Genomic DNA, 25,967 nt, shown 5'->3' on the forward strand with positions numbered 1-25,967 from the left:
AAACGCACGCGTCGTGAGCGGCGGGCGGCGCGCGGAACGACGTGCGGCCCGTCATGGACGATCGAGGCCGGCTAAGTCCCGCAAAGAGTTTGCATTGTAAAACGCCCGCTCGTCGTCAAACGGCACTTCGACCGTCTTGTGGCGTACGTACCACGCGCGCATCTTGCGCTCGCCGGACGCGAGATACGCGGCGAGATCGTCGGCGAGCGCGGTGTTCACGAGCGCGAAGACGGGCTGGGGAGAGACGTCGCCGTGCGCGTCGACGGTCGTCGCGAACGCGATGTCCGCATGCTGCGCGTCGAGCGCAGCGGCAAGGCGCGCGGCGAGATCGTCGGGCAGGAACGGCGAGTCGCACGGCGCGCACAGGACGAGCGGCGTGTCGGCTGCGCGCATGCCGGCGGCGAGCCCGGCGAGCGGGCCGGCGAAGTCCGCGTGGATATCCGCGACGACACGCGCATCAAACGGCGCGCCGAGCGACGCGTACGCATCGAGATGACGATTCGCGCTGATGACGAGCGCGTCGACCTGCGGCGCGAGCCGGCGCAGCACGTGCAGCGCGAGCGGCTCGCCGCGCAGCGGCTGTAGCCCCTTGTCGACGCCGCCCATGCGCGCGCCGCGTCCGCCCGCGAGCAGCAGGCCGGTGATCGCGGAAGAAGGGGCGGCGTGCGGCGGCATCGCGAAAGCGGCGAGCGCGTGAAGCGGGCGGCGCGCCTAGCCGCCGATGTAGGACATTTCGACGCGCTTCGCCTCGCCCGCCGCTTCTTCGCTTGCTTGCGCGCTGCCGCGCAGTTGCGAGTAGCGGTCGGTGCGCGCCTGCCAGACGTGGCCGATCACGGTGGCGATCTGCTCGTCGGTCGCGCCGCCGCGCACGAGGCTGCGCAGGTCGTGGCCGGACGACGCGAAGAGGCACAGGTACAGCCTGCCTTCCGTCGACAGCCGCGCGCGCGTGCAGTCGCCGCAGAACGCGCGCGTGACGCTCGAGATCGCGCCGATCTCGCCGCTGCCGTCCGCGTAGCCCCAGCGCTGCGCGGTCTCGGACGGTGTGTGCCGTTCGAGCGGCACGAGCGGGAAGTGCTCGGCGACGCGGGCGATCGCGTCGGCGGACGGCAGCACTTCGGTCATGTTCCAGCCGTTCGACATGCCGACGTCCATGTATTCGATGAAGCGCAGCACGACGCCCGTGCCTTTGAAGCGGCGCGCCATCGGCACGATCTCGCAGTCGTTCGTGCCGCGCTTGACGACCATGTTGACCTTCACGGGCGCAAGGCCCGCGGCCTGGGCCGCGAAGATGCCGTCGAGCACGTCGGCGCTTGCGAAGTCGGCGTCGTTCATCCGCTTGAAGAGCGCGTCGTCGAGCGCGTCGAGGCTGACCGTCACGCGCGACAGCCCCGCGTCCCGCAGGCTTTTCGCCTTGCGCACGAGGAGCGAGCCGTTGGTCGTGAGCGTGATGTCGAGCGGCCGGCCCGCGACGGTCGTCATCCGCGCGAGGCGCTCGATCAGGAATTCGATGTTCTTGCGCAACAGCGGCTCGCCGCCCGTGATGCGGATTTTCTCGACGCCGTGCGCGACGAAAAGCCGCGCGAGACGCTCGATCTCTTCGAGCGTCAGGAGCGCGCTGTGGGGCAGGAACGGGTAGTCCTTGCCGAACACGGTGCGCGGCATGCAGTACACGCATCGGAAGTTGCAGCGGTCCGTGACCGAGATGCGCAGGTCGCGCAACGGGCGCGCGAAGGCGTCGCGCAGCGTGCCGCTCGGCGCGAGCAGGGCGCCGGACAGATCGGGTGCTGCGCTTACCGGGGTCACGGGAATGATGCGTCGGGACATGAGCGTTGCTAGATGAGTCAGGCCTCCATTCTAGCCGGAAGCGGCAGGCGGGGCCGGACATGGAAACCCGCAGAATCCGAGTACGGACAAATCCATGGTCAACCTGATTTTTACAAGCGAGTCGGTGTCGGCATAAATTGGACGTGCGCAAATCTATCCGGGGTTCGCTGTGGGAGGAGGTTCCCGCCCCACGATGAGAGCCGCGCGGGGCAAGCCTCAAAAAGGCGTCGGCATCGAGGTGCTGTTTTGCATGTCAGGTCGTTTGCCCGGCCGTTGAGCCGTTTATGTCTTCACGCGTCTCGCTCGCGTCGCAAAACCGGAAGTGACTCGGTACACCAGACGATATAAGCGACGCCGAGTCAGACTGCCGCATCAGTTCGCGCTCAACCTCGCCCGCTTGCTCATTCAGGTACTTGGAATGTGCCTGCAGCCGGTCGAGCCGCGCGATCAGCCGCGGCGGCAGATCATGCGCGGCCAGCACGGTCAGCCGCCGCCGGATTTCCGCCATCCCCTTGGTTGGGCAAGCTCACCCCGGACTCCGGCAGAAAGGCGTGGATCTGACTGACCATGCCGGTGCGATCCCGCACCCGCCCCTCGCGCGCCCGATGCCGCGCCGAGAGGGGCTGCTGAGTCTCGTTGCGCGCGGGCTGACGAACCGCATGCACGGACGCGACGCCGCCTCGCGGATCGCTTGCGCATCGGCGAAATCGTTCTTGTCGCCCTGCAGGAAAGGTTTGGCGAACTGCGGGGAAATCAGCTTGGCCTGGTGACCGAGTGCCGAATCCATCGCGCAACCCAATGTGCGCCCGCACACGCTTCCATGGCCACCGTACAGCGCGGAAGATTGCCCGGCAGCGTCGGCATCTGGCCGCGTGTGGGCTTCTTGCGGAACACCATGCGGCCCGATGCGGACTGCGCATGCAAGCCGGACGCAATGCTCGCCAGGATCGATTCCGATCAACGAGAAGGTGTCCATGACGATCTCCCCAAAAGGAAACAGCCCGATCAGCGTAAGCCGATCGGGCTGTTTCGGTCAGGCTGACCATCTCGTTAAAGCCCGCCTTTTCGGGGCGGGCTTCTTCGTGCGATGGACGACCGGATCAGCGGTGCGTCGTCTCGACTTGCTGCATCGGCGTCGTGTCGACGGGCGGCAGCGGCTTGCGTTCGCGCGGCGCACGGACGGACGGCGCGATTTGCGCGGCGGCGGCCTGCGCCGCGCGCAGCTTGTCCGTGTCCGTGTTGACCCAGACGAGGCCGGCCGATTCGAGCACCGTTTCGAGGCTCGCGCTCGACGCGGCCGCGACCGGGGCTGCTACCGCAGCCGGTGCGACGGCCTCGGCGGGGGCAGCCGACGGCGCTTGTGCCTCGGCGACGGCGGCCGGCTCGTGCGGGACGCTTGCCTCGGCAGGGGCGACTGCGGCGGGCGCGGGATGCGGCTCGACGGCCGGGGCCGGCTCGGGGATCGGGGCCGGAGCAACCGCCGGGGCGGCGGCTTCGGACGCTTCTGCGGCAGGCGCTTCGGCCGGCGCGGCTTCAGCGGGCGCAGTTTCGACCGGAGCGGCTTGCACGTGCGCGCTTTCGACCGGAGCCGGTTCGGCATGCGTCGCAGCCGGAGCGGCTTCCGCCGGTGCTTCGGCGGCTCGAGCCGGCGCCGCGGCGATCGGCTCGGCCGAAGCGGCAGGCGCTTCAGCGGCCGCTTGCGGCTCGACCTTCACGTCGCTCTCGACGTGAGCGATCGCTTCCGCGGCGACTGCCGCGGCAGCAACCGCCGCCACGCCTGCGCCCGCTTGTACGGCGTGCTGCGGTTCGTGGTCGGCGACCGGCGCGACGCCCTGCGGCGCTTCGGCTGCGTATGCGGCCGTTTCGGCCGTCACGCCTTCGCCGGCTTCCGCCGCTTGTGCTGCGCCTGCGGTTTCGTCGTCGCGCTCGCGGCGGCCGCCGCGGCGACCGCGGCGGCGACGGCGGCGTTCCTCGCCGTCGCGGGCGTTCGAATCCGCTTCGACGCCGGCTTCCGCGCCGAGCGCGTGAGCCGGCTGCTCGGCCGGCTCCGCGTGGGCACTTTCGCCGCGGTTCACGGTTTCGAGCGTCGCGACGTGCGGGACCGGCTTGCGGCGCTCGCCGCGTTCACGGCGCTCGCTGCGCGGCGCTTCCGCGGCATCGGCCGTCTCCGCGCGCTCGCGCGGCTCACGCGGCTCGCGGGTTTCGCGTGCTTCGCGGCCTTCGCGATTGTCCCGGCCGCCGCGGCCTTCCCGGCCTTCCCGGCCTTCCCGACCTTCCCGACCTTCCCGACCTTCACGTGCCTCGCGGCCTTCGCGCGGTTCGCGGGTTTCCTTGGCTTCGCGCTCGGCGCGCGGGGCCTGACCGCGTCCGCCGCCTGCCGCGGCCTGGTCGCGTCCGCCTGCCTGCTGCGCGCCGCCGCTGCCGCGACGGTTGCGGTTGCGATCGCCGCCGCGCTCGGCCTTCTCGCCGCGTTCGCCGCGTTCGCGCGCCGGACGCGCGGCCGGTTCCTGGGCAGCGGGCGCCGGTGCGGGCACCGCGGCCGGCTGCATGCCGAACAGGTTCTTCAGCCACTTGACGAAGCCGCCGCTTGCCGGCGCGGCGGCGACAGGCGCCGCCGCCGGTGCGGGCTGGCGCTGCGGCGCGGCGCTCGGTGCGGGGCGTTCGGGCGTGATGCCCTTGACGGCCGCTTCCTGGCGCGGCTTCGCTTCCTCGGCGCGCTTGCTGTAGCCGGTTTCCGCCTCGAGCTCGCGGGCGGCTTCCTCGGCCATCTTCCACGATGCGCGCGGATCGTCGAGGCGCGCATCGTCGTGACGCAGGCGCTCGAGCTTGTAGTGCGGCGTATCGAGATGCTTGTTCGGGATCAGCACGACGCCGACCTTGAAGCGCGATTCGATCTTGTTGATTTCCTGACGCTTCTCGTTGAGCAGGAAGGCGGTCACCTCGACGGGCACCTGGCAGTGGATCGCCGCGGTGTTCTCCTTCATCGCCTCTTCCTGAATGATCCGCAGCACTTGCAGCGCGGACGATTCGGTGTCGCGGATGTGGCCCGTGCCGTTGCAGCGCGGGCAGGTGACGTGGCTGCCTTCGGACAGCGCCGGGCGCAGGCGCTGGCGCGACAGCTCCATCAGGCCGAAGCGCGAGATCTTGCCCATCTGCACGCGCGCGCGGTCGTGCTTGAGCGCGTCCTTCAGACGCTGCTCGACTTCACGCTGGCTCTTCGCCGACTCCATGTCGATGAAGTCGATCACGATCAGGCCGCCCAGGTCGCGCAGACGGAGCTGGCGCGCGACTTCGTCGGCCGCCTCGAGGTTCGTGCGGGTCGCCGTCTCCTCGATGTCCGCGCCCTTCGTCGCACGCGCCGAGTTCACGTCGATCGCGACGAGCGCCTCGGTGTGGTCGATCACGATCGCGCCGCCCGACGGCAGCGGCACCGTGCGCGAGTACGCCGTCTCGATCTGGTGCTCGATCTGGAAGCGGGAGAAGAGGGGGACGTCGTCGTGATAGCGCTTCACCTTGCCGACGTTGTCGGGCATCACGATGTCCATGAACGCGCGGGCCTGATCGTAGATCTCGGTCGTGTCGATCAGGATTTCGCCGATGTCCGGCTGGAAATAGTCCCGGATCGCGCGGATCACGAGGCTCGATTCGAGGTAGATCAGCATCGGCTGGCCGGGATGGCCGCTTTGCGACGCCGCCTCGATCGCGCGCCAGAGCTGCAGCAGGTAGTTCAGGTCCCATTGCAATTCCTCGGCGCTGCGGCCGATGCCCGCCGTGCGGGCGATCATGCTCATGCCGTCGGGGATCTGAAGCTGCGCCATCGTCTCGCGCAGCTCCTGGCGCTCGTCGCCCTCGATGCGGCGCGACACGCCGCCGCCGCGCGGATTGTTCGGCATCAGCACGAGGTAGCGGCCGGCGAGCGAGATGAACGTGGTGAGCGCCGCGCCCTTGTTGCCGCGCTCCTCCTTCTCGACCTGGACGATCAGCTCCTGACCTTCGCGCAGCGCGTCCTGAATGCGCGCGGAGCGCATGTCGACGCCTTCCTTGAAGTACTGGCGGGCGACTTCCTTGAACGGCAGGAAGCCGTGGCGATCTTCGCCGTAGTTGACGAAGCAGGCTTCGAGCGACGGTTCGATGCGGGTGACGACGCCCTTGTAGATATTGCCTTTGCGTTGTTCGCGTCCGGCGGTTTCGATGTCGATATCGATGAGCTTCTGCCCATCGACGATGGCGACGCGCAGTTCTTCCTGCTGCGTCGCATTGAACAGCATGCGTTTCATTGAACGACTCCAGGCGGTTCTGTCGGCGGCGCGCTCCGCTTGTCGGGCGGAACGCGGGACGACGGCAGGCCGCGCCTTGTTGTGTTGTCACAAGCACGCTGGAGCGGGAACGATGGCGGGAGAATGGCCTGATGAGGCGCGCGCCCATACGACGGGGCGGCGGCCAGAGGGCGCCTGCGAACACGGCTTCAAAGCACACGGCGTCGACACTCCGCGCGCCACTGGGCGCGCCAAGCCTCCGGCCGGGCACAGCCGCGGGGCGCGGCGCAGAGTGCGCGCGGCGCCGGATGGCGGCATATACTGCGGCTCGGCCGCAGCGGGGAGTATCGAATCCAGCCCGACTTTCCCGCCTGGGGTGTCCTTCCTTGGTTTTGACGTCGCCAAGTCCCGCGCTATTGCGGGACCACATCGGGCGCACGCCGTTCTATTCGCAACAGGGAACCGCGTCGGGCTTACATCGCGCCGCGCCGCAGCTTCCTACAAATTCTTTTTGTCCAACATTCCGTTACCGCGGCACGGCTCTGACCGAATCCGCCTGTGGGCGCGATCCCTGCCTGAGCGGGGTGCCGTGCGTGCAACTTGCTGCTTTCATTCATGAGGACGAGCAGCACGCCCCGGGCGCAAGTAAAATAACAGTTTGCGCTTGCGCCTCGCGCAGTCCGCCCGAAAACCGGCCGATCAGGCCGCTCCGCTACGGAAGGCTGCGCAAAATTATATTCAGTATGAATGAGTTAGGCAAAAAATCCCATAATTCGGTCGCAAGCGGTCAGGTTTCGCTCATCGAGATCGACGACGGCGCCGCCGGTCAGCGCATCGACAACTTCCTCCTGCGCGTCTGCAAAGGCGTGCCGAAGAGTCATATTTACCGGATCCTCCGCAGCGGTGAAGTCCGCGTGAACAAGGGCCGGGTCGACGCGCAATACCGGCTCGCGCACGGCGACGTCGTGCGCGTGCCGCCCGTGCGCGTCGCGGCGGCCGACCTCGCGCGCGCGGCCGGGCCCGGGCCCGTGCCCGCCGCGGCATTCGAGATCCTGTTCGAGGACGACGCGATCATCGCGCTCAACAAGCCGGCAGGCGTCGCCGTGCACGGGGGCAGCGGGGTCGCGTTCGGCGTGATCGAGCAGATGCGGCATGCGCGGCCGCACGCGAAGTTCCTCGAGCTCGTGCACCGCCTCGACCGCGAGACGTCGGGCATCCTGATGCTCGCGAAGAAACGCTCGGCGCTCGTCGGGCTGCACGAGCAGATCCGCGAAAACCGGATGGACAAGCGCTACTTCGCGTGCGTGCACGGCGAGTGGGCGCCCGACTGGGGCCGCCGCCGCGCGGTGAAGGCGCCGCTGTTCAAGTACTCGACGCCCGACGGCGAGCGGCGCGTGCGGGTTCAGGAGGACGGACTGCCGTCGCATACGGTGTTCAATCTCGTCGACTGCTGGCCGGACTATGCGCTGCTCGAAGCGGAACTCAAAACGGGTCGGACCCATCAGATTCGCGTGCACCTCGCTCATCTCGGCCTGCCGATCGTCGGCGACGCGAAGTACGGCGATTTCGCGCTGAACAAGGCGCTCGCCCGCGCGAACGCGGTGCCGTCGCTCAAGCGGATGTTCCTGCACGCGCACCGGCTGCGCCTCGCGCATCCGCTGACGGGCGAGCCGCTGCAGTTCGACGCGCCGCTGCCCGCCGAGTGCCGGCAATTTCTCGATCAACTCACCGACTTGCGCGATACCGCATGACACGCATGGCCCGACAGCAATTTGATCTGATCGTCTTCGACTGGGACGGCACGCTGATGGATTCGACCGCGCACATCGCGCAGTCCATCCAGGCCGCGTGCCGCGATCTCGGCTTGCCCACGCCGTCCGACGAGGCCGCCCGCTACGTGATCGGGCTCGGCCTGCGCGACGCGCTCGCCGTCACCGCGCCGAGCCTCGACCCCGCCGACTATCCGCGGCTCGCCGAGCGCTACCGCTTCCACTATCTGACCAAGGATCAGCGGATCGAGCTCTTCGCCGGCGTGCGCGAGATGCTCGAAGAGCTGCGCGAAACCGGCTACCTGCTCGCCGTCGCGACGGGGAAGGGGCGCGTCGGCCTGAACCGCGCGCTCGACCAGGCGAAGCTGACGAGCCTTTTCGACGGCACGCGCTGCGCGGACGAGACGTTCTCGAAGCCGCACCCGGCGATGCTGCAGGAGCTGTCGCGCGAATTGGGGCAAGATCTGGCGCGCACCGTGATGATCGGCGACACGACGCACGACCTGCAGATGGCCGCGAGCGCGGGCGCGGCGGGCATCGGCGTCGCGTACGGCGCGCATCCGGCCGACGCGCTCGCGGCGCTGTCGCCGCGCTTCGTCGCGCCGGACGTCGCGTCGCTTGCCGGCTGGCTGCGGGAGCACGCGTGACGGGCGGCGGCGATGCCCGCTTCGTGTGCGCGGCCGACGCGCTCGTCGACGGCGGCGAGGGCGTGCGGGTCGATGCGACGCTGCGCGGCGAACCCGTCGTCGTGTTCTTCGTCCGCTACGAGGGGCGCGCGTACGGTTACCTGAACCGCTGCGCGCACGTGCCGATGGAACTAGACTGGGCCGAGGGACAGTTCTTCGAATCGTCGGGCTTATACTTGATGTGCGCGACGCACGGCGCGATTTATACGCCGGATACCGGCAAATGCGTCGGCGGCCCGTGCCGCGGCGCGCGGCTGCGCGCCGTTCAGGTCGACGAGCGGGACACGCCCGACGGCCGCGCGGTGTTCTGGCTGCCCGACGGCGATCTGCGCCCGGCCTCCTCTGACCACTGACTTTCACGCATGTCCGATCAAATCAACCCTCCCGATTCATCGTCCCAATCCGCGGCCACCGCCGCCCGTGAACCGAACTGGGAGCGCGCCGCGCTCGAGCGTATCGCGCTCGCGGCGATCAACGAGCAGCGCGCGGCGCGTCGCTGGAGGATTTTCTTCCGATTCGCGTTCCTGTTCGTGTTCGCCGCGCTCGTCTTTGCGTTCTTCAGCGTGTCCGGCGACGGCGGCAAGCTCGCGAGCGGCCGACACACGGCGGTCGTGACGATCGACGGCGAGATCGCCGCGAGCACCAACGCGAACGCCGAGGACATCAATTCCGCGCTCGACAGCGCGTTCGAGGATTCCGGCACGGCGGGCGTCGTGCTGCGCATCAACAGCCCGGGCGGCAGCCCGGTGCAGGCGGGCATCGTCTACGACGAGATCCGCCGGCTGCGCAAGAAGTATCCGGCGAAGCCGCTCTACGTCGTCGTCACCGACATGTGCGCGTCGGGCGGCTACTACATCGCGTCGGCGGCGGACAAGATCTACGTCGACAAGGCGAGCGTCGTCGGCTCGATCGGCGTGCTGATGGACGGCTTCGGCTTCACCGGGCTGATGGGCAAGCTCGGCGTCGAGCGGCGCCTGCACACGTCGGGTGAGAACAAGGGCTTCTTCGATCCGTTCTCGCCGGAGACGCCGAAGATGGACGCGCACGCGCAGGAGATGCTCGACGAGATCCACGAGCAGTTCATCAAGGCGGTGAAGGACGGCCGCGGCGCGCGGCTGCACGACTCGCCGGACATCTTCTCGGGGCTCTTCTGGACGGGCGCGAAGAGCATCGAACTCGGCCTCGCCGACGATTTCGGGACGACCGACACCGTCGCGCGCGACGTGCTGAAGGCGCCCGACCTCGTCGACTACACAGTCAAGGAAAGCCTGACCAACCGCGTCGCGCGCCGGTTCGGCGCGGCGGTCGGCTCGGCCGCGCTGAAGGCGGCCGTCGCCGGCAGCGAGCTGAAGCTGCGCTGACGGCGCGGCTTGCCCGCGCTCAATTCGCGAGCAGCAGGAAAATCGCAGGGCGCTTGTGCAGATCGGGCACAGGCGCCTTTTTCCATGCCCCGGCCGGCCGGCTCGCGATCGTCTCGGTCGGCAGCGTCAGGTCGGCCGCGACGCACACGAGCGTCGACGGCGCGCAGGTCGCGACGAGCGTATCGAGCATCGCGTGATTGCGATACGGCGTCTCGATGAAGATCTGCGTCTGATTCGCCTTGCGCGACTGCTGCTCGAGCTCGCGCAGGCGTTTCGCGCGCGCGGCGGCGTCGACGGGCAGGTAGCCGTGAAACGCGAAGCTCTGGCCGTTCAGGCCGGACGCCATCAGCGCGAGCAGGATCGAGCTCGGCCCGACGAGCGGCACGACCTTCACGCCGCGCTCGTGCGCGCGCCGTACGAGCAGCGCGCCGGGATCGGCGACGGCGGGGCAGCCGGCTTCCGACACGAGGCCCGCGTCGGCGCCCGCGAGCACCGGCGCGAGCAGCGTGTCGATCTCGCCCGCGGGTGTCTTCACGTTCAGCTCGCGGATCTCGATTTCCTGGATCGGCCGCTCGGCGCCGACTTTCTTCAGGAACGCGCGGGTCGTCTTCGCGTTCTCGCCGATGTAATAGCCGAGCGACGCGGCGCGCGCCTGCACGGCGGCGGGCAGCACGGCGGCCAGCATCGCGGCGTCGCCTTCGCCGAGCGTGTTCGGAATCAGATAGAGGGTGCCTGCCGTCATCGTCCGTTCGCTCCCGTGGCAGCCGGCGCCGGCGCGCCGAAGAGCGGGTAGCCGGCCGCGCGCAGCATCCGCGTGAGCGCGATGAGCGGCAGGCCGACGAGTGCGGTCGGATCGTCGGAATCGATCGCGTCGAGGAGCGCGATGCCGAGTCCTTCCGATTTCGCGCTGCCCGCGACGTCGTACGGCGTCTCCGCGCGTAAATAGGCGTCGAGTTCGGCGTCGGTCAGCGAGCGGAATCGCACGCGCGTCACGATGTCCTCGGCTTGCGTCGCGCCGGAGCGGCTATCGTACAGGCAGAGCGCGCTGTGGAATTCGACTTCGCGGCCGCGCATCGCCTGCAACTGCGCGAGCGCGCGCTCGTGCGAGCCAGGCTTGCCGATCTGCAGCCCGTCGAAGGTCGCGACCTGATCGGAGCCGATCACGAGCGCGCCGTGCGGCGCATTCGCGCGTTCGGCGGCGGCGCGCGCCTTCGCGGCGGCGAGCCGCAGCGCGGTCGCGGACGGCGTTTCGTCCGGCAGCGGCGTTTCGTCGACGGCGGGCGTGACGACGTCGAACGGCACGCGCAGGCGTTCGAGGAGCGCGCGCCGGTAGCGCGAGCTGGAGGCGAGAATCAGCCGCGGCGGGCTGGAAACGTTGTCCGGCATGATGGTGTCGAGTGTCGGTCGGTTCGAGAGATCCGGGGTGGAGGAATCGCCGTTGCCGCGCGGCACGCGGGCGCGTCGCGGCGTCGTGTCAGGCGAAGTCTTAAGTGTTTGACTCGAAAAGATAAAACAGGTATGCTCTTGCGCTTTTCATCGGCAGGGTTTTTGCGAGCGCCCGACGGTGCCGCCGGATGCATCAGACATCGGCGCGCGGGACGCGGGGTGGCGCAGGCCGTCTGCACGAACGAGTTGTACCGAGGGTTGATACGGCAGGAGCGCACATGAACCCGTCCTCAGGCAAGCCTGCGGTTTCGCTCGATCCACACGCGATCGATCTGTTCGAATTTGCACGCAGCGCTCGGCAGGCGGCGAGTGCCGTCCGGCTCTCGCAGTTGCCGCGCATGTTAAACGAAGTGCCGGCGGACGCGCCAGACCGGGACACGGTATTTACCTGGCAGGCGGAGGGCTCGATGCAGCCCGAGCTGCAGGACGACGGCACCGAGGGGGCGCAGCCTTATCTGCGTCTCGCGCTGCACGGCGCCGCGTGGCTCGAGTGCCAGCGCTGCATGACGCCGTACCGGCAGTCGTTCGATATCGACGTCGTGTACCGGATCGTCGCCACCGAAGAAGAGGCGGACGAATTCCCGCTCGACGAAGATGAAGTCGATGTGATCGTCGGTTCGCGCCAGTTCGATCTCGTGGGCTTGATCGAAGAGGAGTTGCTGCTTTCGCTGCCGCTCGTGCCGAAGCACGATGTCTGTCCGGCGGTGCACGAAAGCCTCGTATCGGGCGCGAGCGGTCCCGCGGCCGATACGGACGATACGTCCGACGAAGCGGCGGGCGAAAGCGACAGGCCGAATCCGTTCGCGGCGCTCGAAGCGCTGAAAAAGGGCGGGGACGGCAACAAACACTAGGCAGTTGGGGCGCGGGAAGGCGTGAGGCCGCAGGGCCGGGGTAGCAAGCGTCGGATCGGGCTGTGTTAGAATTCGGAAAATTTTTAGGAGTTAGTCATGGCAGTTCAACAAAACAAGAAGTCGCCGTCGAAGCGCGGCATGCACCGTTCGCACGATTTCCTGACGACCACGCCGCTCGCCGTCGAGCCGAGCACGGGTGAAGTGCATATGCGTCACCATATCAGCCCGAACGGCTACTATCGCGGCAAGAAAGTCGTCAAGACGAAGAACGACTAAGCGTTTCCGTCTCCGTGACGCGCGTCTGATGGCCATTCGGGCTTCGCGCGCGACAACCGGTTCGCTTGACACTTTCCTGGCTCAACAAAAAGGCGGCATTCAATTGCCGCTTTTTTGTGCCTGAAATTCGTCGCATTCCATGACTGTAAAGCTCACAATCGATTGCATGGGAGGCGACCACGGCCCGTCCGTGACCGTTCCCGCGGCAGTCAAGTTCGTTCGCTCGCATCCCGACGCGCAATTGATGCTCGTCGGCATCGAAAGCGCGATCCGTGCGCAACTCAAGAAGTGCAAGGCGCTCGACGAGCCTGCGCTGTCCGTCGTGCCGGCCACCGAAGTGGTCGCGATGGACGACCCCGTCGAAGTGGCGCTGCGCAAGAAGAAGGACTCTTCAATGCGCGTCGCCCTCAATCACGTGAAGGAAGGCGAGGCGCAGGCGTGCATCTCCGCCGGCAACACCGGCGCGCTGATGGCGGTGTCGCGCTACGTGCTGAAGACGCTGCCCGGCATCGAGCGGCCCGCGATCGCATTCGCGTTGCCGAATCCGACGGGCTACACGATGATGCTCGACCTCGGCGCGAACGTCGACTGCGAGCCGCAGCACCTGCTGCAGTTCGCCGAAATGGGGCACGCGCTCGTCGCGGCGCTCGAGGGCAAGGAGCGGCCGACGATCGGTCTCCTCAACATCGGCGAGGAGGTCATCAAGGGGAACGAAACAATCAAGCGCGCAGGCGAGTTATTGCGTGCGAGCACGTTGAATTTCCGCGGCAACGTCGAAGGCAACGACATCTACAAGGGCACCGTCGACGTGATCGTCTGCGATGGCTTCGTTGGCAACGTTGCATTGAAGACGTCCGAGGGCCTCGCGCAGATGCTCGCGGACATCATCAAGGAAGAGTTCAGCCGCTCGCTGCTGTCGAAGCTGATGGCGCTCCTCGCGCTGCCCGTGCTGCTGCGCTTCAAGAAGCGCGTCGATCATCGCCAGTACAACGGTGCGGCGCTGCTCGGGCTGCGCAGCCTCGTCATCAAGAGCCATGGCTCCGCGGACGCGTACGCGTTTGAGTGGGCGATCAAACGCGGGTATGATGCCGTCAAAAATGGCGTGCTGGAGCGCCTTTCGCGAGCGATGGCGGAGAACGCCGCGCCGCTCGGCGAAAGCGGGCGCGACGCGGACGGGGCGGGGCAGGCGAGCCCGTCCGCAGGCCAGCCAGCCGAGCCCTCCGCCGCGCTTTCCTCGAAGACATAATGGCCCAATCGACCCTCTATTCCCGCGTGCTCGGCACGGGTAGCTATCTGCCGCCCGACCGCGTCACGAATCAAGATCTTGCCGACCGGCTCGCGAAGGACGGCATCGAGACGAGCGACGAGTGGATCGTCGCGCGCACGGGCATCCATGCGCGGCACTTCGCCGCGCCCGACGTGACGACGAGCGATCTCGCGCTCGTCGCCGCGCAGCGCGCGATCGAAGCGGCCGACGTCGATCCGCAGTCGATCGACCTCATCATCGTCGCGACGTCGACCCCCGATTTCGTGTTCCCGAGCACGGCCTGCCTGCTGCAGAACAAGCTCGGCATCAAGAACAACGGCGCCGCGTTCGACGTGCAGGCGGTGTGCGCCGGCTTCGCGTACGCGATGACCATTGCCGACACGCTGATTCGCGCCGGCCAGCACCGCACGGCGCTCGTCGTCGGCGCGGAGACGTTCTCGCGCATCCTCGATTTCAAGGACCGCACGACCTGCGTGCTGTTCGGCGACGGCGCGGGCGCCGTCGTGCTGTCGGCGTCCGAAGAGCCGGGCATCCTCGGCAGCGCGCTGCACGCGGACGGCAGCTACTCGAACATCCTCTGCACGCCGGGCAACGTGAACCGCGGCATCATCGCGGGCAGCGCGTTCCTGCACATGGACGGCCAGGCCGTCTTCAAGCTTGCCGTGAACGTGCTCGAGAAGGTTGCGGTCGAAGCGCTGTCGAAGGCCGATTTCGCGCCGGAACAGGTCGATTGGCTGATTCCGCACCAGGCCAATATCCGTATCATGACAAGCACGTGCCGCAAGCTCGGCCTGCCGCAGGAACGCATGATCGTCACCGTCGACGAGCACGGCAACACGTCCGCCGCGTCGATCCCGCTCGCACTCGACGTCGCGGTGCGCGACGGCCGCGTCAAGCGCGGCCAGCACGTGCTGATCGAAGGCGTCGGCGGCGGCTTCACGTGGGGCGCCTCGGTCTTCCGCTTCTGATCGGATCTTCTCCGCATCCCACCGGCGCGCGCGGTCCGCGCGCGCCGCTTGAATCGATTCAATTGGGGACGATATGAAATTTGCATTCGTTTTTCCGGGCCAGGGCTCGCAATCGGTCGGCATGCTCAATGCGTTCGCCGACGTCGCCGTCGTGCGCGAGACGCTCGACGAAGCGTCCGACGTGCTGGGTCAGGACATCGGCAAGCTGATCGCCGACGGCCCGGCTGACGAACTCAATCTGACGACGAATACGCAACCCGTGATGCTGACGGCCGCGTACGCGTGCTATCGCGCGTGGCAGCAGGCAGGCGGCGCGCGGCCGTCGATCGTCGCGGGCCACAGTCTCGGCGAATACACGGCGCTCGTCGCAGCGGGCGCGATCGCGTTTCGCGATGCGCTGCCGCTCGTGCGCTTCCGCGCGCAGGCGATGCAGACGGCCGTGCCCGTGGGCGAAGGCGGCATGGCGGCGATTCTCGGCTTGGACGACGACACGGTGCGCGCGGTGTGTGCCGAGGCGTCGGCGGCCGGCGTCGTCGAAGCGGTGAATTTCAATGCGCCCGCGCAGGTCGTGATCGCGGGGACGAAGGCGGGCATCGAGAAAGCCTGCGAAATCGCGAAGGCGAAGGGCGCGAAGCGCGCGCTGCCGCTGCAGGTGTCGGCGCCGTTCCATTCGTCGCTGCTGAAGCCCGCGTCCGACAAGCTGCGCGAATACCTCGCGAACGTCGACGTGAAGGCGCCGCAGATTCCCGTCGTCAACAACATCGACGTCGCTGTGGCGTCCGATCCCGCGGCGATCAAGGATGCACTCGTGCGCCAGGCGGCGGGCCCCGTGCGCTGGGTCGAATGCGTGAAGCACATCGCCGGGCAGGGCGTGACGCACGTGATCGAGTGCGGCCCCGGCAAGGTGCTCGCCGGCCTCACGAAGCGCATCGACACCAATCTGGTCGGCGCGTCGGTGTTCGACCCGGCGTCGCTCGACGAAGCGCTCAAGCTCGTCGCCGCTTGAATTCAAGTCAAGTGCGCAAGCTTGCCGATTCACCCGAAACACGGAACCACTGCATGGACAAGACTCTCGACAAACAAGTCGCGATCGTCACCGGCGCGTCGCGCGGGATCGGTCGCGCGATCGCGCTCGAGCTCGCGCGACGCGGCGCGATGGTGATCGGCACCGCGACGACTGAGGCCGGTGCCGAGGGCATCTCCGCCGCATTCAAGGAAGCCGGGCTCGAAGGCCGCGGCGCCGTGCTGAACGTCAACGACGCGTCGGCGGTGGACACGCTCGTCGAATCGACGCTCAAGGAGTTCGGCGCGCTGAACGTGCTCGTCAACAACGCCGGCATCACGCAGGATCAGCTCGCGATGCGGATGAAGGACGACGAGTGGGACGCCGTGATCGACACGAACCTGAAGGCAGTGTTTCGTCTGTCGCGCGCGGTGCTGCGCCCGATGATGAAGGCGCGCGGCGGACGCATCGTCAACATTACGTCGGTGGTCGGCTCCGCAGGCAATCCGGGGCAGATCAACTACGCGGCGGCGAAGGCGGGCGTGGCGGGGATGACGCGTGCGCTCGCGCGCGAGATCGGCAGCCGCGGCGTCACCGTGAACTGCGTCGCGCCGGGCTTCATCGACACCGACATGACGAAGGTGCTGCCGGAAGAGCAGCAGGCCGCGCTGAAGACGCAGATTCCGCTCGGCCGCCTCGGCAGTCCGGAGGACATCGCACACGCGGTCGCGTTCCTCGCGTCGCCGCAGGCCGGCTACATCACGGGCACGACGCTGCACGTGAACGGCGGCATGTACATGTCGTAACGGAATTCGTTTAACATCCGCGCCGTGCATGCGTAACAGCGCATCGGGCGCTTGTTTGGCCGCAAAGCCGGCGCGCATTTTGGGCAGCATCAAACCTGTTAAAATGCGCGCACTTGTAAATCTGAACTTTCCCTCGGAGGGGTAATGGACAACATCGAACAACGCGTCAAGAAGATCGTCGCCGAACAACTGGGCGTCGCCGAAGCCGAAATCAAGAACGAAGCGTCGTTCGTGAACGACCTCGGTGCAGATTCGCTCGACACGGTCGAGCTGGTGATGGCGCTGGAAGACGAGTTCGGCATGGAAATCCCGGATGAAGAAGCCGAGAAGATCACGACCGTTCAGCAAGCAATCGACTACGCTCGCGCGAACGTCAAGGCGTAACACGCGCGTCGTCTGCAAGTTTTTGCACACGCTGCGCTGGATGCGCGATCGCGTCGGCGTCGTTGCCGGCCGAGCTAACAGCCACAGGGCTCGCAGGGGTGGTTCCTGTGGCCGCTGTGGCTTTTGTTTTTGTCATTCAATGGAAAAGAGGTTACCGTGAGCCGCCGTCGTGTTGTTGTTACAGGCCTTGGGCTGATTTCGCCTGTTGGCAATAATGTTGCCGACGGCTGGGCCAATCTCGTGGCCGGCAAGTCCGGCATCGTCAATATCACGAAGTTCGACGCGACGAACTTCTCGACCCGCTTCGCAGGCGAGGTGAAGGGCTTCAACGTCGAGGACTACATCCCGGCGAAGGAAGCGCGCCATATGGATACGTTCATCCATTACGGGATCGCGGCCGGCATGCAGGCGATGCGGGACAGCGGCTTCGAGGTCACCGACGAGAACGCGGAGCGCGTCGGCGTCGTCGTCGGCTCGGGCATCGGCGGGTTGCCGATGATCGAAGTCACGCAGACCGAGCTGCTTAACCGCGGCCCGCGCCGGATCTCGCCGTTCTTTGTGCCGGCGTCGATCATCAACATGATCTCGGGTCACCTGTCGATCAAGTTCGGCTTCAAGGGGCCGAATCTCGCGATCGTCACCGCGTGCACGACCGGTCTGCACTGCATCGGCGAGGCGGCGCGCCTCATCGAGTACGGCGACGCCGACGTGATGATCGCAGGCGGCGCGGAATCGACCGTGTCGCCGCTCGGTGTCGGCGGCTTCGCCGCGGCGCGCGCGCTGTCCCAGCGCAATGACGATCCGGCGACGGCGAGCCGTCCGTGGGACAAGGACCGCGACGGCTTCGTGCTCGGCGAAGGCGCGGGCGTGATGGTGCTCGAGGAGTACGAGCACGCGAAGGCGCGCGGCGCGAAGATCTACGCCGAAGTCGCGGGCTACGGCATGAGCGGCGACGCCTATCACATGACGGCCCCGCTCGAGGACGGCGACGGCGCACGCCGCTGCATGCTGGCCGCGCTGCGCAACGCCGGCATCAACGCCGATCAGGTGAATTACCTGAACGCGCACGGCACGTCGACGCCGCTCGGCGATCTGGCCGAGACCGTCGCGATCAAGCGCGCGTTCGGCGATCACGCGAAGGACATCGTCGTCAACTCGACGAAGTCGATGACGGGCCACCTGCTCGGCGGTGCGGGCGGGCTGGAGTCGGTGTTCACGGTCCTTGCGGTCCATAATCAGGTGTCGCCGCCGACGATCAACATCTTCAGCCAGGACCCCGAGTGCGATCTCGACTATTGCGCAAACGAAGCGCGCGAAACGAAGATCGACGTCGCGTTGAAGAACTCCTTCGGCTTCGGCGGGACTAACGGCACGCTCGTCTTCAAGCGCGTCTGACGCGGGGTCGCTTGACGGAGCCGTTCCACGCCGCATCGGCAGGCGCGCAGCACGTCGTGCTGCGCGCGTCGGCGTGGCTGCGCGTCGCGTGCGCGCTGTTCGTGCCGGCCGTCGGCGCGGCGGTTCACGCCGGTGCGGAGCCGCTCGTCGGCACCGGCGGGGCGGCGACGCTTGCCATGCTGATTGCTGCGCTTGTTGCGCTGCGCGCGCGGGCCGCTTGCGGACGGCGCCAGCCGGCGGCGCTGCGGATCGACGCCGGCGCGGGCGTGCTCGCGGCGTTCGATCGCGACGGGCGGCTGCTCGCGCGCGGCCAGATCGCCGGCTGCACGCAATGGAGCGATCTGCTCGTCGTGCTGACGGTGCGAGACCGCAGCCGGCGCGCGACGCCGCTCGTGATCCTGGCGGACGCGGTCGACGCGCCCGTGTTCCGCGCGCTCTGCGTGCTGGGCCGGCGCGCCGCGCGCGGGACGCTCGCGGCGGCATGACCGTTTCCGATCGCAAACGCTCATGAGCGGCTCGAGCGGGAACGTTACAATAACGCTCCGCGTTGCATCCCTCGTTTACGGATTTGTCAGGTGAGTGAAAAAGAAATCGATCAGGTACTGGTCGAACGCGTACAGAATGGCGACAAGGCGGCGTTCGAACTCCTGGTCACCAAATACCACCGCAAGATCATCAGGTTGATCTCGCGTCTCGTGCGAGATCCCGCGGAGGTCGAGGACGTGGCCCAGGATGCGTTCATCAAGGCGTATCGCGCGTTGCCGCAGTTTCGCGGCGAGTCGGCGTTCTACACGTGGTTGTACCGGATTGCCGTCAATACGGCGAAGAACTACCTTGCGACCCAAGGTCGCCGGGCGCCCACGTCCACCGACGCGGATGCCGAAGAGGCTGAAACTTTCTCCGATGCCGACCAACTAAGGGATATCAACACGCCGGAATCGATGTTGATGAGCAAGCAGATCGCCCAAACGGTCAACGCCGCGATGGCGTTGCTGCCGGAGGAACTGCGAACGGCCATCACGCTGCGCGAGATCGAAGGTTTGAGCTACGAAGAGATCGCGGAGATGATGGGATGCCCGATCGGCACCGTCCGCTCGCGGATCTTTCGCGCCCGCGAGGCGATCGCGGCAAAATTGCGGCCGCTGCTCGATACGCCGGAAGGCAAGCGCTGGTAAGCGCTCGCGGCGGGTCGGGGCGGCTTGGGGTCTAGTTACGGAGTCGTGTGTCACGACGGGGTGTGTGCAAGATGGGGAGCATCATGGGGTCGGTCTCTATGCAGTCGCAGGCGTGCTCGCAACGCGAGCGCGTGTCCGCTCTGGTCGACGGCGAAGCGCCTGAAGGCCTTTCGCTGAAACAGATTCTCGCGGGGCTGGGCGATGCCGAGCGCGCGGCCTGGGCGCATTATCACGTGATCGGCGACGCGCTGCGGTCCGACGAGCTCACGCTCGAGCCCGCCGAGAGCGGCGCGTTCATGGCTCGCCTCTCGGCGAGCCTCGCGGCCGAGCCGCATCTGCTCGCGCCCGCCGCCGCGCCCGTCGCGCGTCGGCTGTTGGCGCTGCGCCGCCGGGTCGTGCCCGCGTTCGCGGTTGCGGCCGCCGCGGCGACGCTGACTTGGATCGTCGTCCCGCAGATGCAGGGCGTCGGCGCGCCGGGCGCCGTCCAGGTCGCGTCGGTGAGCCCCGCGCAGCAAGGCGCGCTGCAACGCGTGGCGGCTGCCCAGCCGAGCGCGCAGCCCGCGCTGCAGGACGCAAACATCATTCGCGACGCGAGTCTCGATCAATATCTTGAAGCGCATCAACAGTTCGCGCAGCAGCCCGTCGTGACGGGTTCGATGCCGGTCATTCGCACAGCCGTCACCACGCAAGGCCAATAAACTCGATGCGGACGTTGCAGTTGAATCAAGCCATCCTCGGTTGGAGACGGCTGCCGGCGCTTTTGCTGTGCGCGGCAGCGCTGTTGTCCGTCCAGTCCGCCGCCTTCGCGCAACAGCCCGACGATCCCGTGGCCACCCGGCGCTCAGCCGCCGAGTGGCTCGATCGCATCCAGCAGGCCGCGCAGCAGCAGAACTACGAAGGGACGTTCGTCTATCAGCGCGGCGCGTACGTGCAGTCGTCGCGAATCGTCCATTTCGCGTCGAAGGGCGACGGCGAATACGAGCGGGTCGAAAGCCTCGACGGCAAGCCGCGCAAGCTGCTGCGCCACAACGACGATCTCTACACGTTCGTGCCCGAGCGGCGGCTTTGCGTCGTCGAGCGCCGCCAGAACAAGGATTCGTTCCCCGCGCTGCTCGGCGCGAGCGGCGAGCAGGTGCTGTCCGTCTACGAGCCGAAGTCGCTTGGCCGCGACCGCGTCGCGGGCCTCGACGCGCAGGTCGTCGAACTCGTGCCGAAGGATGCGTACCGCTTCGCGTACAAGCTGTGGACCGACGCGAAGACGGGGCTTCTGCTGCGTTCGCAGACGCTCGACGCCGACGATCACGTGCTCGAGCAGATCGCGTTCTCGCAATTGCAGCTTGGCGCCGCGGCGCCGAGCCAGAAGACCGCGATCGCGGCCGGCATGCGCAATCTCGGCGGCTGGACCGTCGTTCGGCCGCCCGTCGCGCCGATCGACATCGAGGCGCAGGGCTGGCAGATCGCGCCGACCGTCGCGGGCTTCCGCAAGATCCGCGAGGTGCGCCGTCCGATGGCCGCGCGCGACGCGAGCGATCCGCCGATTCCCGTCGATCAGGCCGTCTTCACCGACGGCCTCGCGACGATTTCGGTCTTCATCGAGCCCGCCGAAAAGAACAGCCGCAAGGAAGGGGCGGGCAGCACGGGCGCGACGCACGTGCTCGTCAAGCGCCGCGGCGATTTCTGGATCACCGTTCTCGGCGAAGCGCCGCCCGCGACGTTGCAGCAGTTCGCGTCTGCCATAGAATACAAGGCTTCCAAGTAACCCTTCGGCTTCCGACATGATGAAACTCTCGCTGCGCACCTGGCTCGTCGCCGCAGCGGTGGCGGCCTCTGCGCCGCTTGCCGCGCAATCGGCGACGGCGGTTCCGAATGCTACGACCGCGCCCGCCGCAACGGGCGCCGCGCCCGCGCCGCGCGTGGGCCTGCCCGATTTCGCGGACCTCGTCGAGAAAGTCGGCCCGGCGGTCGTCAATATCCGGACCACGGCGAACGTGCCGGCCGATACGCGCGGCGCGCTGCCGCCCGGTCTGGACAACGGCGACATGTCGGAGTTCTTCCGCCGCTTCTTCGGCATCCCGCTGCCGCAGCCGCCCGGCGGGCAGAAGAACGCGCCGAGCACGCCCGATGCGCCCGATACCGAGCAGAACCGCGGCGTCGGCTCCGGCTTCATCCTGTCGCCCGACGGCTACGTGATGACGAACGCGCACGTCGTCGACGACGCGGACACGATCTACGTGACGCTCACCGACAAGCGCGAGTTCAAGGCGAAGCTGATCGGCGTCGACGAGCGCACGGACGTCGCGATCGTGAAGATCAGTGCGTCGAACCTGCCGACCGTCGCGATCGGCGATTCGAACAAGGTGCGGGTCGGCGAATGGGTCGTCGCGATCGGCTCGCCGTTCGGCCTCGACAACACGGTGACGGCCGGCATCGTCAGCGCGAAGGGCCGCAACACCGGCGACTACCTGCCGTTCATCCAGACCGACGTCGCCGTCAACCCCGGCAACTCGGGCGGCCCGCTCATCAACATGCAGGGCGAGGTGATCGGCATCAACTCGCAGATCTACAGCCGCACGGGCGGCTTCATGGGCATCTCGTTCGCGATTCCGATCGACGAGGCGATGCGCGTCGCCGATCAGCTGAAGGCGTCGGGCAAGGTGACGCGCGGCCGGATCGCGGTCGCGATCGGCGAGGTGACGAAGGAGGTCGCCGACTCGATCGGCCTGCCGAAGGCGGAAGGCGCGCTCGTGAGCAGCGTCGAGCCGGGCGGTCCCGCGGATCGCGCGGGCCTGCAGCCGGGCGACATCATCCTGAAGTTCAACGGCCGTCCGGTCGAAACGGCGTCGGATCTGCCGCGCATGGTCGGCGACACGAAGCCGGGCGCGAAGGCGACGGTGACGGTATGGCGCAAGGGGCAGTCGCGCGATCTGCCGATCACGATCGCCGAATTCCCGGTCGACAAGGCCGCGAAGACCGACAGCCGCCAGACGCCGCAGCAGAAGCCGCGCAGCAGCGCGCTTGGCCTGACGGTCAGTGACCTGTCGCCCGACCAGTTGAAGACGCTCAAGCTGCGCAACGGCGTGCAGATCGACGCGGTCGACGGCCCGGCCGCGCGCGCGGGCCTGCAGCGCGGCGACATCGTGCTGCGCGTCGGCGACGTCGACATCGCGAGCGCGAAGCAGTTCGTCGACGTGACGTCGAAGCTCGATCCGCAGCGCGCGGTCGCGGTGCTCGTGCGGCGCGGCGACAACACGCAGTTCATCCCGATCCGGCCGCGCCAGAAGTGAGTTCCGCCGCGCGCTTCACGCTGTACGGCCGCGGCTGGTGCCATTTGTGCGACGACATGCGCGACGCGCTCGCGCCCGTCGCGGCCGAATTCTCGGCGGGCGTCGACTACGTCGACATCGACGCGGATCCGGCGCTCGTCGCGCGCTACGACGAGGACGTGCCGGTGCTGCTGCTCGACGGCATCGAGGTGTGCCGGCATCGCTTCGACGATGCGCGGGTAAGGGAGGCGCTCGCGCGGCGCGCGCCGTGACGCGCCGTTCGGGGCGGGCGCTGCCGAACGACGAATCGCGCGCCGCTTCGCGCCGGTGCGAGCCCGTGGCTTCCCGCGGCCGTTGAGCAGCCGAGCTGCGCCGGGTGGGCCACGGCGCCCGGGCGTCCAAAATGCCGCCCCTGGCGGGGCTTTTCGGCTAAAATAGGCCGTTTTTTCACCGACTTACAAGGCGTGCTCCGCAGTCGTCGAGCGCGCCTTTTTCGCTTGATCGGCACTGAATGGATCATATTCGCAATTTCTCGATCATCGCGCACATCGACCACGGCAAGTCGACGCTCGCGGATCGCATCATCCAGCTTTGCGGCGGCTTGTCCGACCGCGAGATGGAAGCGCAGGTGCTCGACTCGATGGATCTCGAGCGCGAGCGCGGCATCACGATCAAGGCGCAGACCGCCGCGCTCACGTATCGCGCGCGCGACGGCAAGGTCTACAACCTGAACCTGATCGACACGCCGGGGCACGTCGACTTCTCGTACGAGGTGAGCCGCTCGCTTTCCGCGTGCGAGGGCGCGCTCCTCGTCGTCGACGCGAGCCAGGGCGTCGAGGCGCAGACGGTCGCGAACTGCTACACGGCGATCGAGCTCGGCGTCGAAGTGGTGCCGGTGCTGAACAAGATCGACCTGCCCGCCGCGAACCCGGAGAACGCGATCGAGGAGATCGAGGACGTGATCGGCATCGACGCGACCGACGCGGTGCGCTGCAGCGCGAAGACGGGCCTGGGCGTCGAGGACGTGCTCGAGTCGCTGATCGTGAAGGTGCCGCCGCCGAAGGGCGACGCCGACGCGCCGCTGCAGGCGCTCGTCATCGATTCGTGGTTCGACAACTACGTCGGCGTCGTGATGCTCGTGCGGATCGTCAACGGCACGCTGCGTCCGAAGGACAAGATCAAGATGATGGCGACGGGCGCGCAGTATCCCGTCGAGCACGTCGGCGTGTTCACGCCGAAATCGCGCGATCTCGACTCGCTGTCGGCGGGGCAGGTGGGCTTCATCATCGCCGGCATCAAGGAACTGACGGCCGCGAAGGTGGGCGACACGGTCACGCTTGCGAACAAGCCGGCTCCGGAACCGCTGCCGGGCTTCAAGGAGGTGAAGCCGCAGGTGTTCGCGGGCTTGTATCCCGTCGAGGCGAACCAGTACGACGCGCTGCGCGAGTCGCTCGAGAAGCTGAAGCTCAACGACGCGTCGCTGCAGTACGAGCCGGAAGTGTCGCAGGCGCTCGGCTTCGGCTTTCGCTGCGGCTTCCTCGGCCTTTTGCACATGGAAATCGTGCAGGAGCGGCTCGAGCGCGAGTTCGACATGGATCTCATCACGACCGCGCCGACGGTCGTCTACGAGGTCGTGCAAAGCGACGGCTCGACGATCATGGTCGAAAATCCGGCGAAGATGCCGGAGCCCGCGCGGATCATGGAAATCCGCGAGCCGATCGTCACCGTGAATCTCTACATGCCGCAGGACTACGTCGGCTCGGTGATCACGCTGTGCACGCAAAAGCGCGGCTCGCAGATCAACATGCAGTATCACGGCCGCCAGGTGCAGCTCACGTACGAGATCCCGATGGCCGAGATCGTGCTCGATTTCTTCGATCGCCTGAAGTCGGTGTCGCGCGGTTATGCGTCGATGGACTACGAGTTCAAGGAATACCGCGCGTCCGACGTCGTGAAGGTCGACATGCTGATCAACGGCGACAAGGTCGACGCGCTGTCGGTGATCGTGCACCGTTCGCAGTCGCAGTATCGCGGCCGCGAGGTCGCGGCGAAGATGCGCGAGATCATCCCGCGCCAGATGTACGACGTCGCGATCCAGGCCGCGATCGGCGCGCACATCATCGCGCGCGAGAACATCAAGGCGCTGCGCAAGAACGTGCTCGCGAAGTGCTATGGCGGCGACATCACGCGCAAGAAGAAACTGCTCGAAAAGCAGAAAGAAGGTAAGAAACGAATGAAGCAGGTGGGTTCGGTCGAGATCCCGCAGGAGGCGTTCCTGGCGATCTTGCGAGTCGAAGACAAATAACAGGACTGATCCTTTATGAATTTTGCGCTGATTCTTTTTGTGCTTGTCGTTCTGACGGGCATTGCGTGGGTGTTGGACAAACTGGTTTTCCTGCCGCAGCGGAAGAAGGCGGCAGACGCGGCGGTCGCCGAGTTCGAGCGCCAGCAGGAGCGGATCGGCGAGCGCTTCGCCGACGAGAACGCGCCGCAGACGCGCGCGCGTCTGCGTGAAGAGAAGCTGCGCCAGCCGTGGTGGCTCGAGTACACGGCGAGCTTCTTCCCGGTGATTCTCGTCGTGTTCGTCGTACGCTCGTTCATCGTCGAGCCGTTCAAGATTCCGTCGGGCTCGATGGTGCCGACGCTGCTCGTCGGCGATTTCATCCTCGTCAACAAGTTCGACTACGGCCTGCGCCTGCCGATCACGAATCAGAAGATCACCGAAGGCCGTCCGCTCCAGCGCGGCGACGTCGTCGTGTTCCGCTATCCGAAGGACGAATCGGTCGACTACATCAAGCGCGTGGTCGGCCTGCCGGGCGACACGGTCGCGTATCAGGACAAGAAGCTGACGATCAACGGCCAGCCGGTGCCCGAGACGCCGCTGCCCGACTACTTCGACGAAGAGCGGATGAACTATGCGAAGCAGTTCGAGGAAACGCTCGGCGCGCGCAGGAACGCGATCCTGAACAATCCGGCGGTGCCGCCGTTCGTGATGGGCGCGGACGATTATCCGTATCGCGACAACTGCCAGTACGACAGCCGCGGCGTCGTCTGCAAGGTGCCGCCCGGTCACTACTTCATGATGGGCGACAACCGCGACAACAGCGCCGACAGCCGCTATTGGGGCTTCGTGCCGGACAAGAACATCGTCGGCCGCGCGTTCTTCATCTGGATGAACTTCAGCGAACTGAAACGCATCGGCTCGTTCAACTAGGCCGCGCTTCGAGCGTTGCAACA

Annotated in this window: 25 protein-coding genes and 1 pseudogene; 20 read left to right on the forward strand and 6 right to left on the reverse strand. The window is 67.3% G+C overall.

What is annotated here, in order from left to right:
* Window positions 1-51: 51 nt before the first annotated feature.
* The 4 genes and pseudogenes from mobA to BG90_RS13115 all read right to left on the reverse strand — a co-directional run bounded on the left by mobA (window position 52) and on the right by BG90_RS13115 (window position 6,101).
* Window positions 52-675 (reverse strand): molybdenum cofactor guanylyltransferase MobA, encoded by a 624-nt coding sequence (gene mobA, locus BG90_RS13100; protein WP_010116373.1) that lies wholly within the window; start codon window positions 673-675, stop codon window positions 52-54.
* 36 nt (window positions 676-711) lie between these two features.
* Window positions 712-1,824 (reverse strand): GTP 3',8-cyclase MoaA, encoded by a 1,113-nt coding sequence (gene moaA, locus BG90_RS13105; RefSeq protein WP_010105359.1) that lies wholly within the window; start codon window positions 1,822-1,824, stop codon window positions 712-714.
* Between the two features lie 364 nt (window positions 1,825-2,188).
* Window positions 2,189-2,800: pseudogene (locus BG90_RS35055) on the reverse strand (IS110 family transposase); the annotation flags it as partial.
* 124 nt (window positions 2,801-2,924) lie between these two features.
* A complete protein-coding gene (locus BG90_RS13115) occupies window positions 2,925-6,101 on the reverse strand; it encodes an Rne/Rng family ribonuclease (RefSeq protein WP_045568160.1) in 3,177 nt (1,058 codons plus the stop codon).
* Between the two features lie 722 nt (window positions 6,102-6,823).
* Between BG90_RS13115 and BG90_RS13120 the strand changes: the two genes are divergently transcribed.
* Genes BG90_RS13120 through BG90_RS13135 form a run of 4 tightly spaced genes read left to right on the forward strand, consistent with a single transcriptional unit; the run spans window position 6,824 to window position 9,896 of the window.
* A complete protein-coding gene (locus BG90_RS13120; RefSeq protein ID WP_010116367.1) occupies window positions 6,824-7,831 on the forward strand; it encodes an RluA family pseudouridine synthase in 1,008 nt (335 codons plus the stop codon).
* Window positions 7,832-7,836: 5 nt separating this feature from the next.
* Window positions 7,837-8,496 carry an HAD-IA family hydrolase gene (locus BG90_RS13125; RefSeq protein WP_010105347.1) on the forward strand — a complete coding sequence of 220 codons (660 nt, stop codon included), beginning with the start codon at window positions 7,837-7,839 and terminating at the stop codon, window positions 8,494-8,496.
* Window positions 8,493-8,888, forward strand: coding sequence for a Rieske (2Fe-2S) protein (locus BG90_RS13130; protein ID WP_010105346.1), 396 nt, complete (start codon window positions 8,493-8,495; stop codon window positions 8,886-8,888). Before BG90_RS13125 ends, BG90_RS13130 begins: the two co-directional genes overlap by 4 nt.
* A gap of 9 nt (window positions 8,889-8,897) precedes the next feature.
* Complete coding sequence (locus BG90_RS13135; RefSeq protein ID WP_010116366.1) at window positions 8,898-9,896, forward strand: S49 family peptidase; 999 nt, start codon at window positions 8,898-8,900, stop codon at window positions 9,894-9,896.
* Window positions 9,897-9,915: 19 nt separating this feature from the next.
* On the opposite strand, the gene BG90_RS13140 is transcribed toward BG90_RS13135, so the two are convergent.
* On the reverse strand, window positions 9,916-10,638 hold the full coding sequence (locus BG90_RS13140; protein WP_010116365.1) for an SAM-dependent methyltransferase: 723 nt from the start codon (window positions 10,636-10,638) through the stop codon (window positions 9,916-9,918).
* Window positions 10,635-11,282 (reverse strand): Maf-like protein, encoded by a 648-nt coding sequence (locus BG90_RS13145; protein WP_010105343.1) that lies wholly within the window; start codon window positions 11,280-11,282, stop codon window positions 10,635-10,637. Before BG90_RS13145 ends, BG90_RS13140 begins: the two co-directional genes overlap by 4 nt.
* 278 nt (window positions 11,283-11,560) lie before the next feature.
* On the opposite strand from BG90_RS13145, the gene BG90_RS13150 reads away from it, so the two are divergent.
* From BG90_RS13150 to lepB, 16 genes are all read left to right on the forward strand, one after another.
* Entirely contained in the window at window positions 11,561-12,193 is a 633-nt protein-coding gene (locus tag BG90_RS13150) for a DUF177 domain-containing protein (RefSeq protein WP_010105342.1), read from the forward strand.
* A gap of 96 nt (window positions 12,194-12,289) precedes the next feature.
* Complete coding sequence (gene rpmF / locus BG90_RS13155; RefSeq protein ID WP_010105341.1) at window positions 12,290-12,469, forward strand: 50S ribosomal protein L32; 180 nt, start codon at window positions 12,290-12,292, stop codon at window positions 12,467-12,469.
* Window positions 12,470-12,608: 139 nt separating this feature from the next.
* Complete coding sequence (gene plsX / locus BG90_RS13160) at window positions 12,609-13,715, forward strand: phosphate acyltransferase PlsX (protein ID WP_010105340.1); 1,107 nt, start codon at window positions 12,609-12,611, stop codon at window positions 13,713-13,715.
* Window positions 13,715-14,704, forward strand: coding sequence for a beta-ketoacyl-ACP synthase III (locus BG90_RS13165; RefSeq protein WP_010116364.1), 990 nt, complete (start codon window positions 13,715-13,717; stop codon window positions 14,702-14,704). Before plsX ends, BG90_RS13165 begins: the two co-directional genes overlap by 1 nt.
* A 73-nt stretch (window positions 14,705-14,777) precedes the next feature.
* Window positions 14,778-15,710, forward strand: a complete 933-nt coding sequence (gene fabD, locus BG90_RS13170) for an ACP S-malonyltransferase (protein ID WP_010105338.1) — start codon at window positions 14,778-14,780, stop codon at window positions 15,708-15,710.
* Between the two features lie 53 nt (window positions 15,711-15,763).
* Window positions 15,764-16,513, forward strand: a complete 750-nt coding sequence (fabG, locus tag BG90_RS13175; protein WP_010105337.1) for a 3-oxoacyl-ACP reductase FabG — start codon at window positions 15,764-15,766, stop codon at window positions 16,511-16,513.
* A 144-nt stretch (window positions 16,514-16,657) separates the two neighbouring features.
* Complete coding sequence (gene acpP / locus BG90_RS13180) at window positions 16,658-16,897, forward strand: acyl carrier protein (protein ID WP_004197638.1); 240 nt, start codon at window positions 16,658-16,660, stop codon at window positions 16,895-16,897.
* 156 nt (window positions 16,898-17,053) lie between these two features.
* Window positions 17,054-18,292, forward strand: a complete 1,239-nt coding sequence (gene fabF / locus BG90_RS13185) for a beta-ketoacyl-ACP synthase II (protein WP_010116363.1) — start codon at window positions 17,054-17,056, stop codon at window positions 18,290-18,292.
* A gap of 11 nt (window positions 18,293-18,303) precedes the next feature.
* The gene (locus tag BG90_RS13190) at window positions 18,304-18,777 is read left to right on the forward strand and encodes a protein YgfX (protein ID WP_010116362.1); all 474 of its coding nucleotides are present in this window, start codon (window positions 18,304-18,306) and stop codon (window positions 18,775-18,777) included.
* Between the two features lie 90 nt (window positions 18,778-18,867).
* The gene (gene rpoE, locus BG90_RS13195) at window positions 18,868-19,467 is read left to right on the forward strand and encodes an RNA polymerase sigma factor RpoE (protein ID WP_010105335.1); all 600 of its coding nucleotides are present in this window, start codon (window positions 18,868-18,870) and stop codon (window positions 19,465-19,467) included.
* 83 nt (window positions 19,468-19,550) lie between these two features.
* Window positions 19,551-20,165 (forward strand): sigma-E factor negative regulatory protein, encoded by a 615-nt coding sequence (locus tag BG90_RS13200; RefSeq protein ID WP_045568161.1) that lies wholly within the window; start codon window positions 19,551-19,553, stop codon window positions 20,163-20,165.
* 5 nt (window positions 20,166-20,170) lie between these two features.
* The gene (locus BG90_RS13205; RefSeq protein WP_010116359.1) at window positions 20,171-21,226 is read left to right on the forward strand and encodes a MucB/RseB C-terminal domain-containing protein; all 1,056 of its coding nucleotides are present in this window, start codon (window positions 20,171-20,173) and stop codon (window positions 21,224-21,226) included.
* A gap of 16 nt (window positions 21,227-21,242) precedes the next feature.
* Window positions 21,243-22,751 carry a DegQ family serine endoprotease gene (locus tag BG90_RS13210; protein WP_010116358.1) on the forward strand — a complete coding sequence of 503 codons (1,509 nt, stop codon included), beginning with the start codon at window positions 21,243-21,245 and terminating at the stop codon, window positions 22,749-22,751.
* The gene (locus BG90_RS13215; protein WP_010105331.1) at window positions 22,748-23,002 is read left to right on the forward strand and encodes a glutaredoxin family protein; all 255 of its coding nucleotides are present in this window, start codon (window positions 22,748-22,750) and stop codon (window positions 23,000-23,002) included. The genes BG90_RS13210 and BG90_RS13215 overlap by 4 nt, the downstream gene beginning before the upstream one ends.
* Window positions 23,003-23,241: 239 nt before the next feature.
* Entirely contained in the window at window positions 23,242-25,035 is a 1,794-nt protein-coding gene (gene lepA / locus BG90_RS13220) for a translation elongation factor 4 (protein ID WP_010105330.1), read from the forward strand.
* A 15-nt stretch (window positions 25,036-25,050) separates the two neighbouring features.
* Window positions 25,051-25,944 (forward strand): signal peptidase I, encoded by an 894-nt coding sequence (lepB, locus tag BG90_RS13225; RefSeq protein WP_010105329.1) that lies wholly within the window; start codon window positions 25,051-25,053, stop codon window positions 25,942-25,944.
* Window positions 25,945-25,967: the final 23 nt, after the last annotated feature.

It is taken from the genome of Burkholderia oklahomensis C6786, assembly GCF_000959365.1.
Lineage (GTDB): Bacteria > Pseudomonadota > Gammaproteobacteria > Burkholderiales > Burkholderiaceae > Burkholderia > Burkholderia oklahomensis.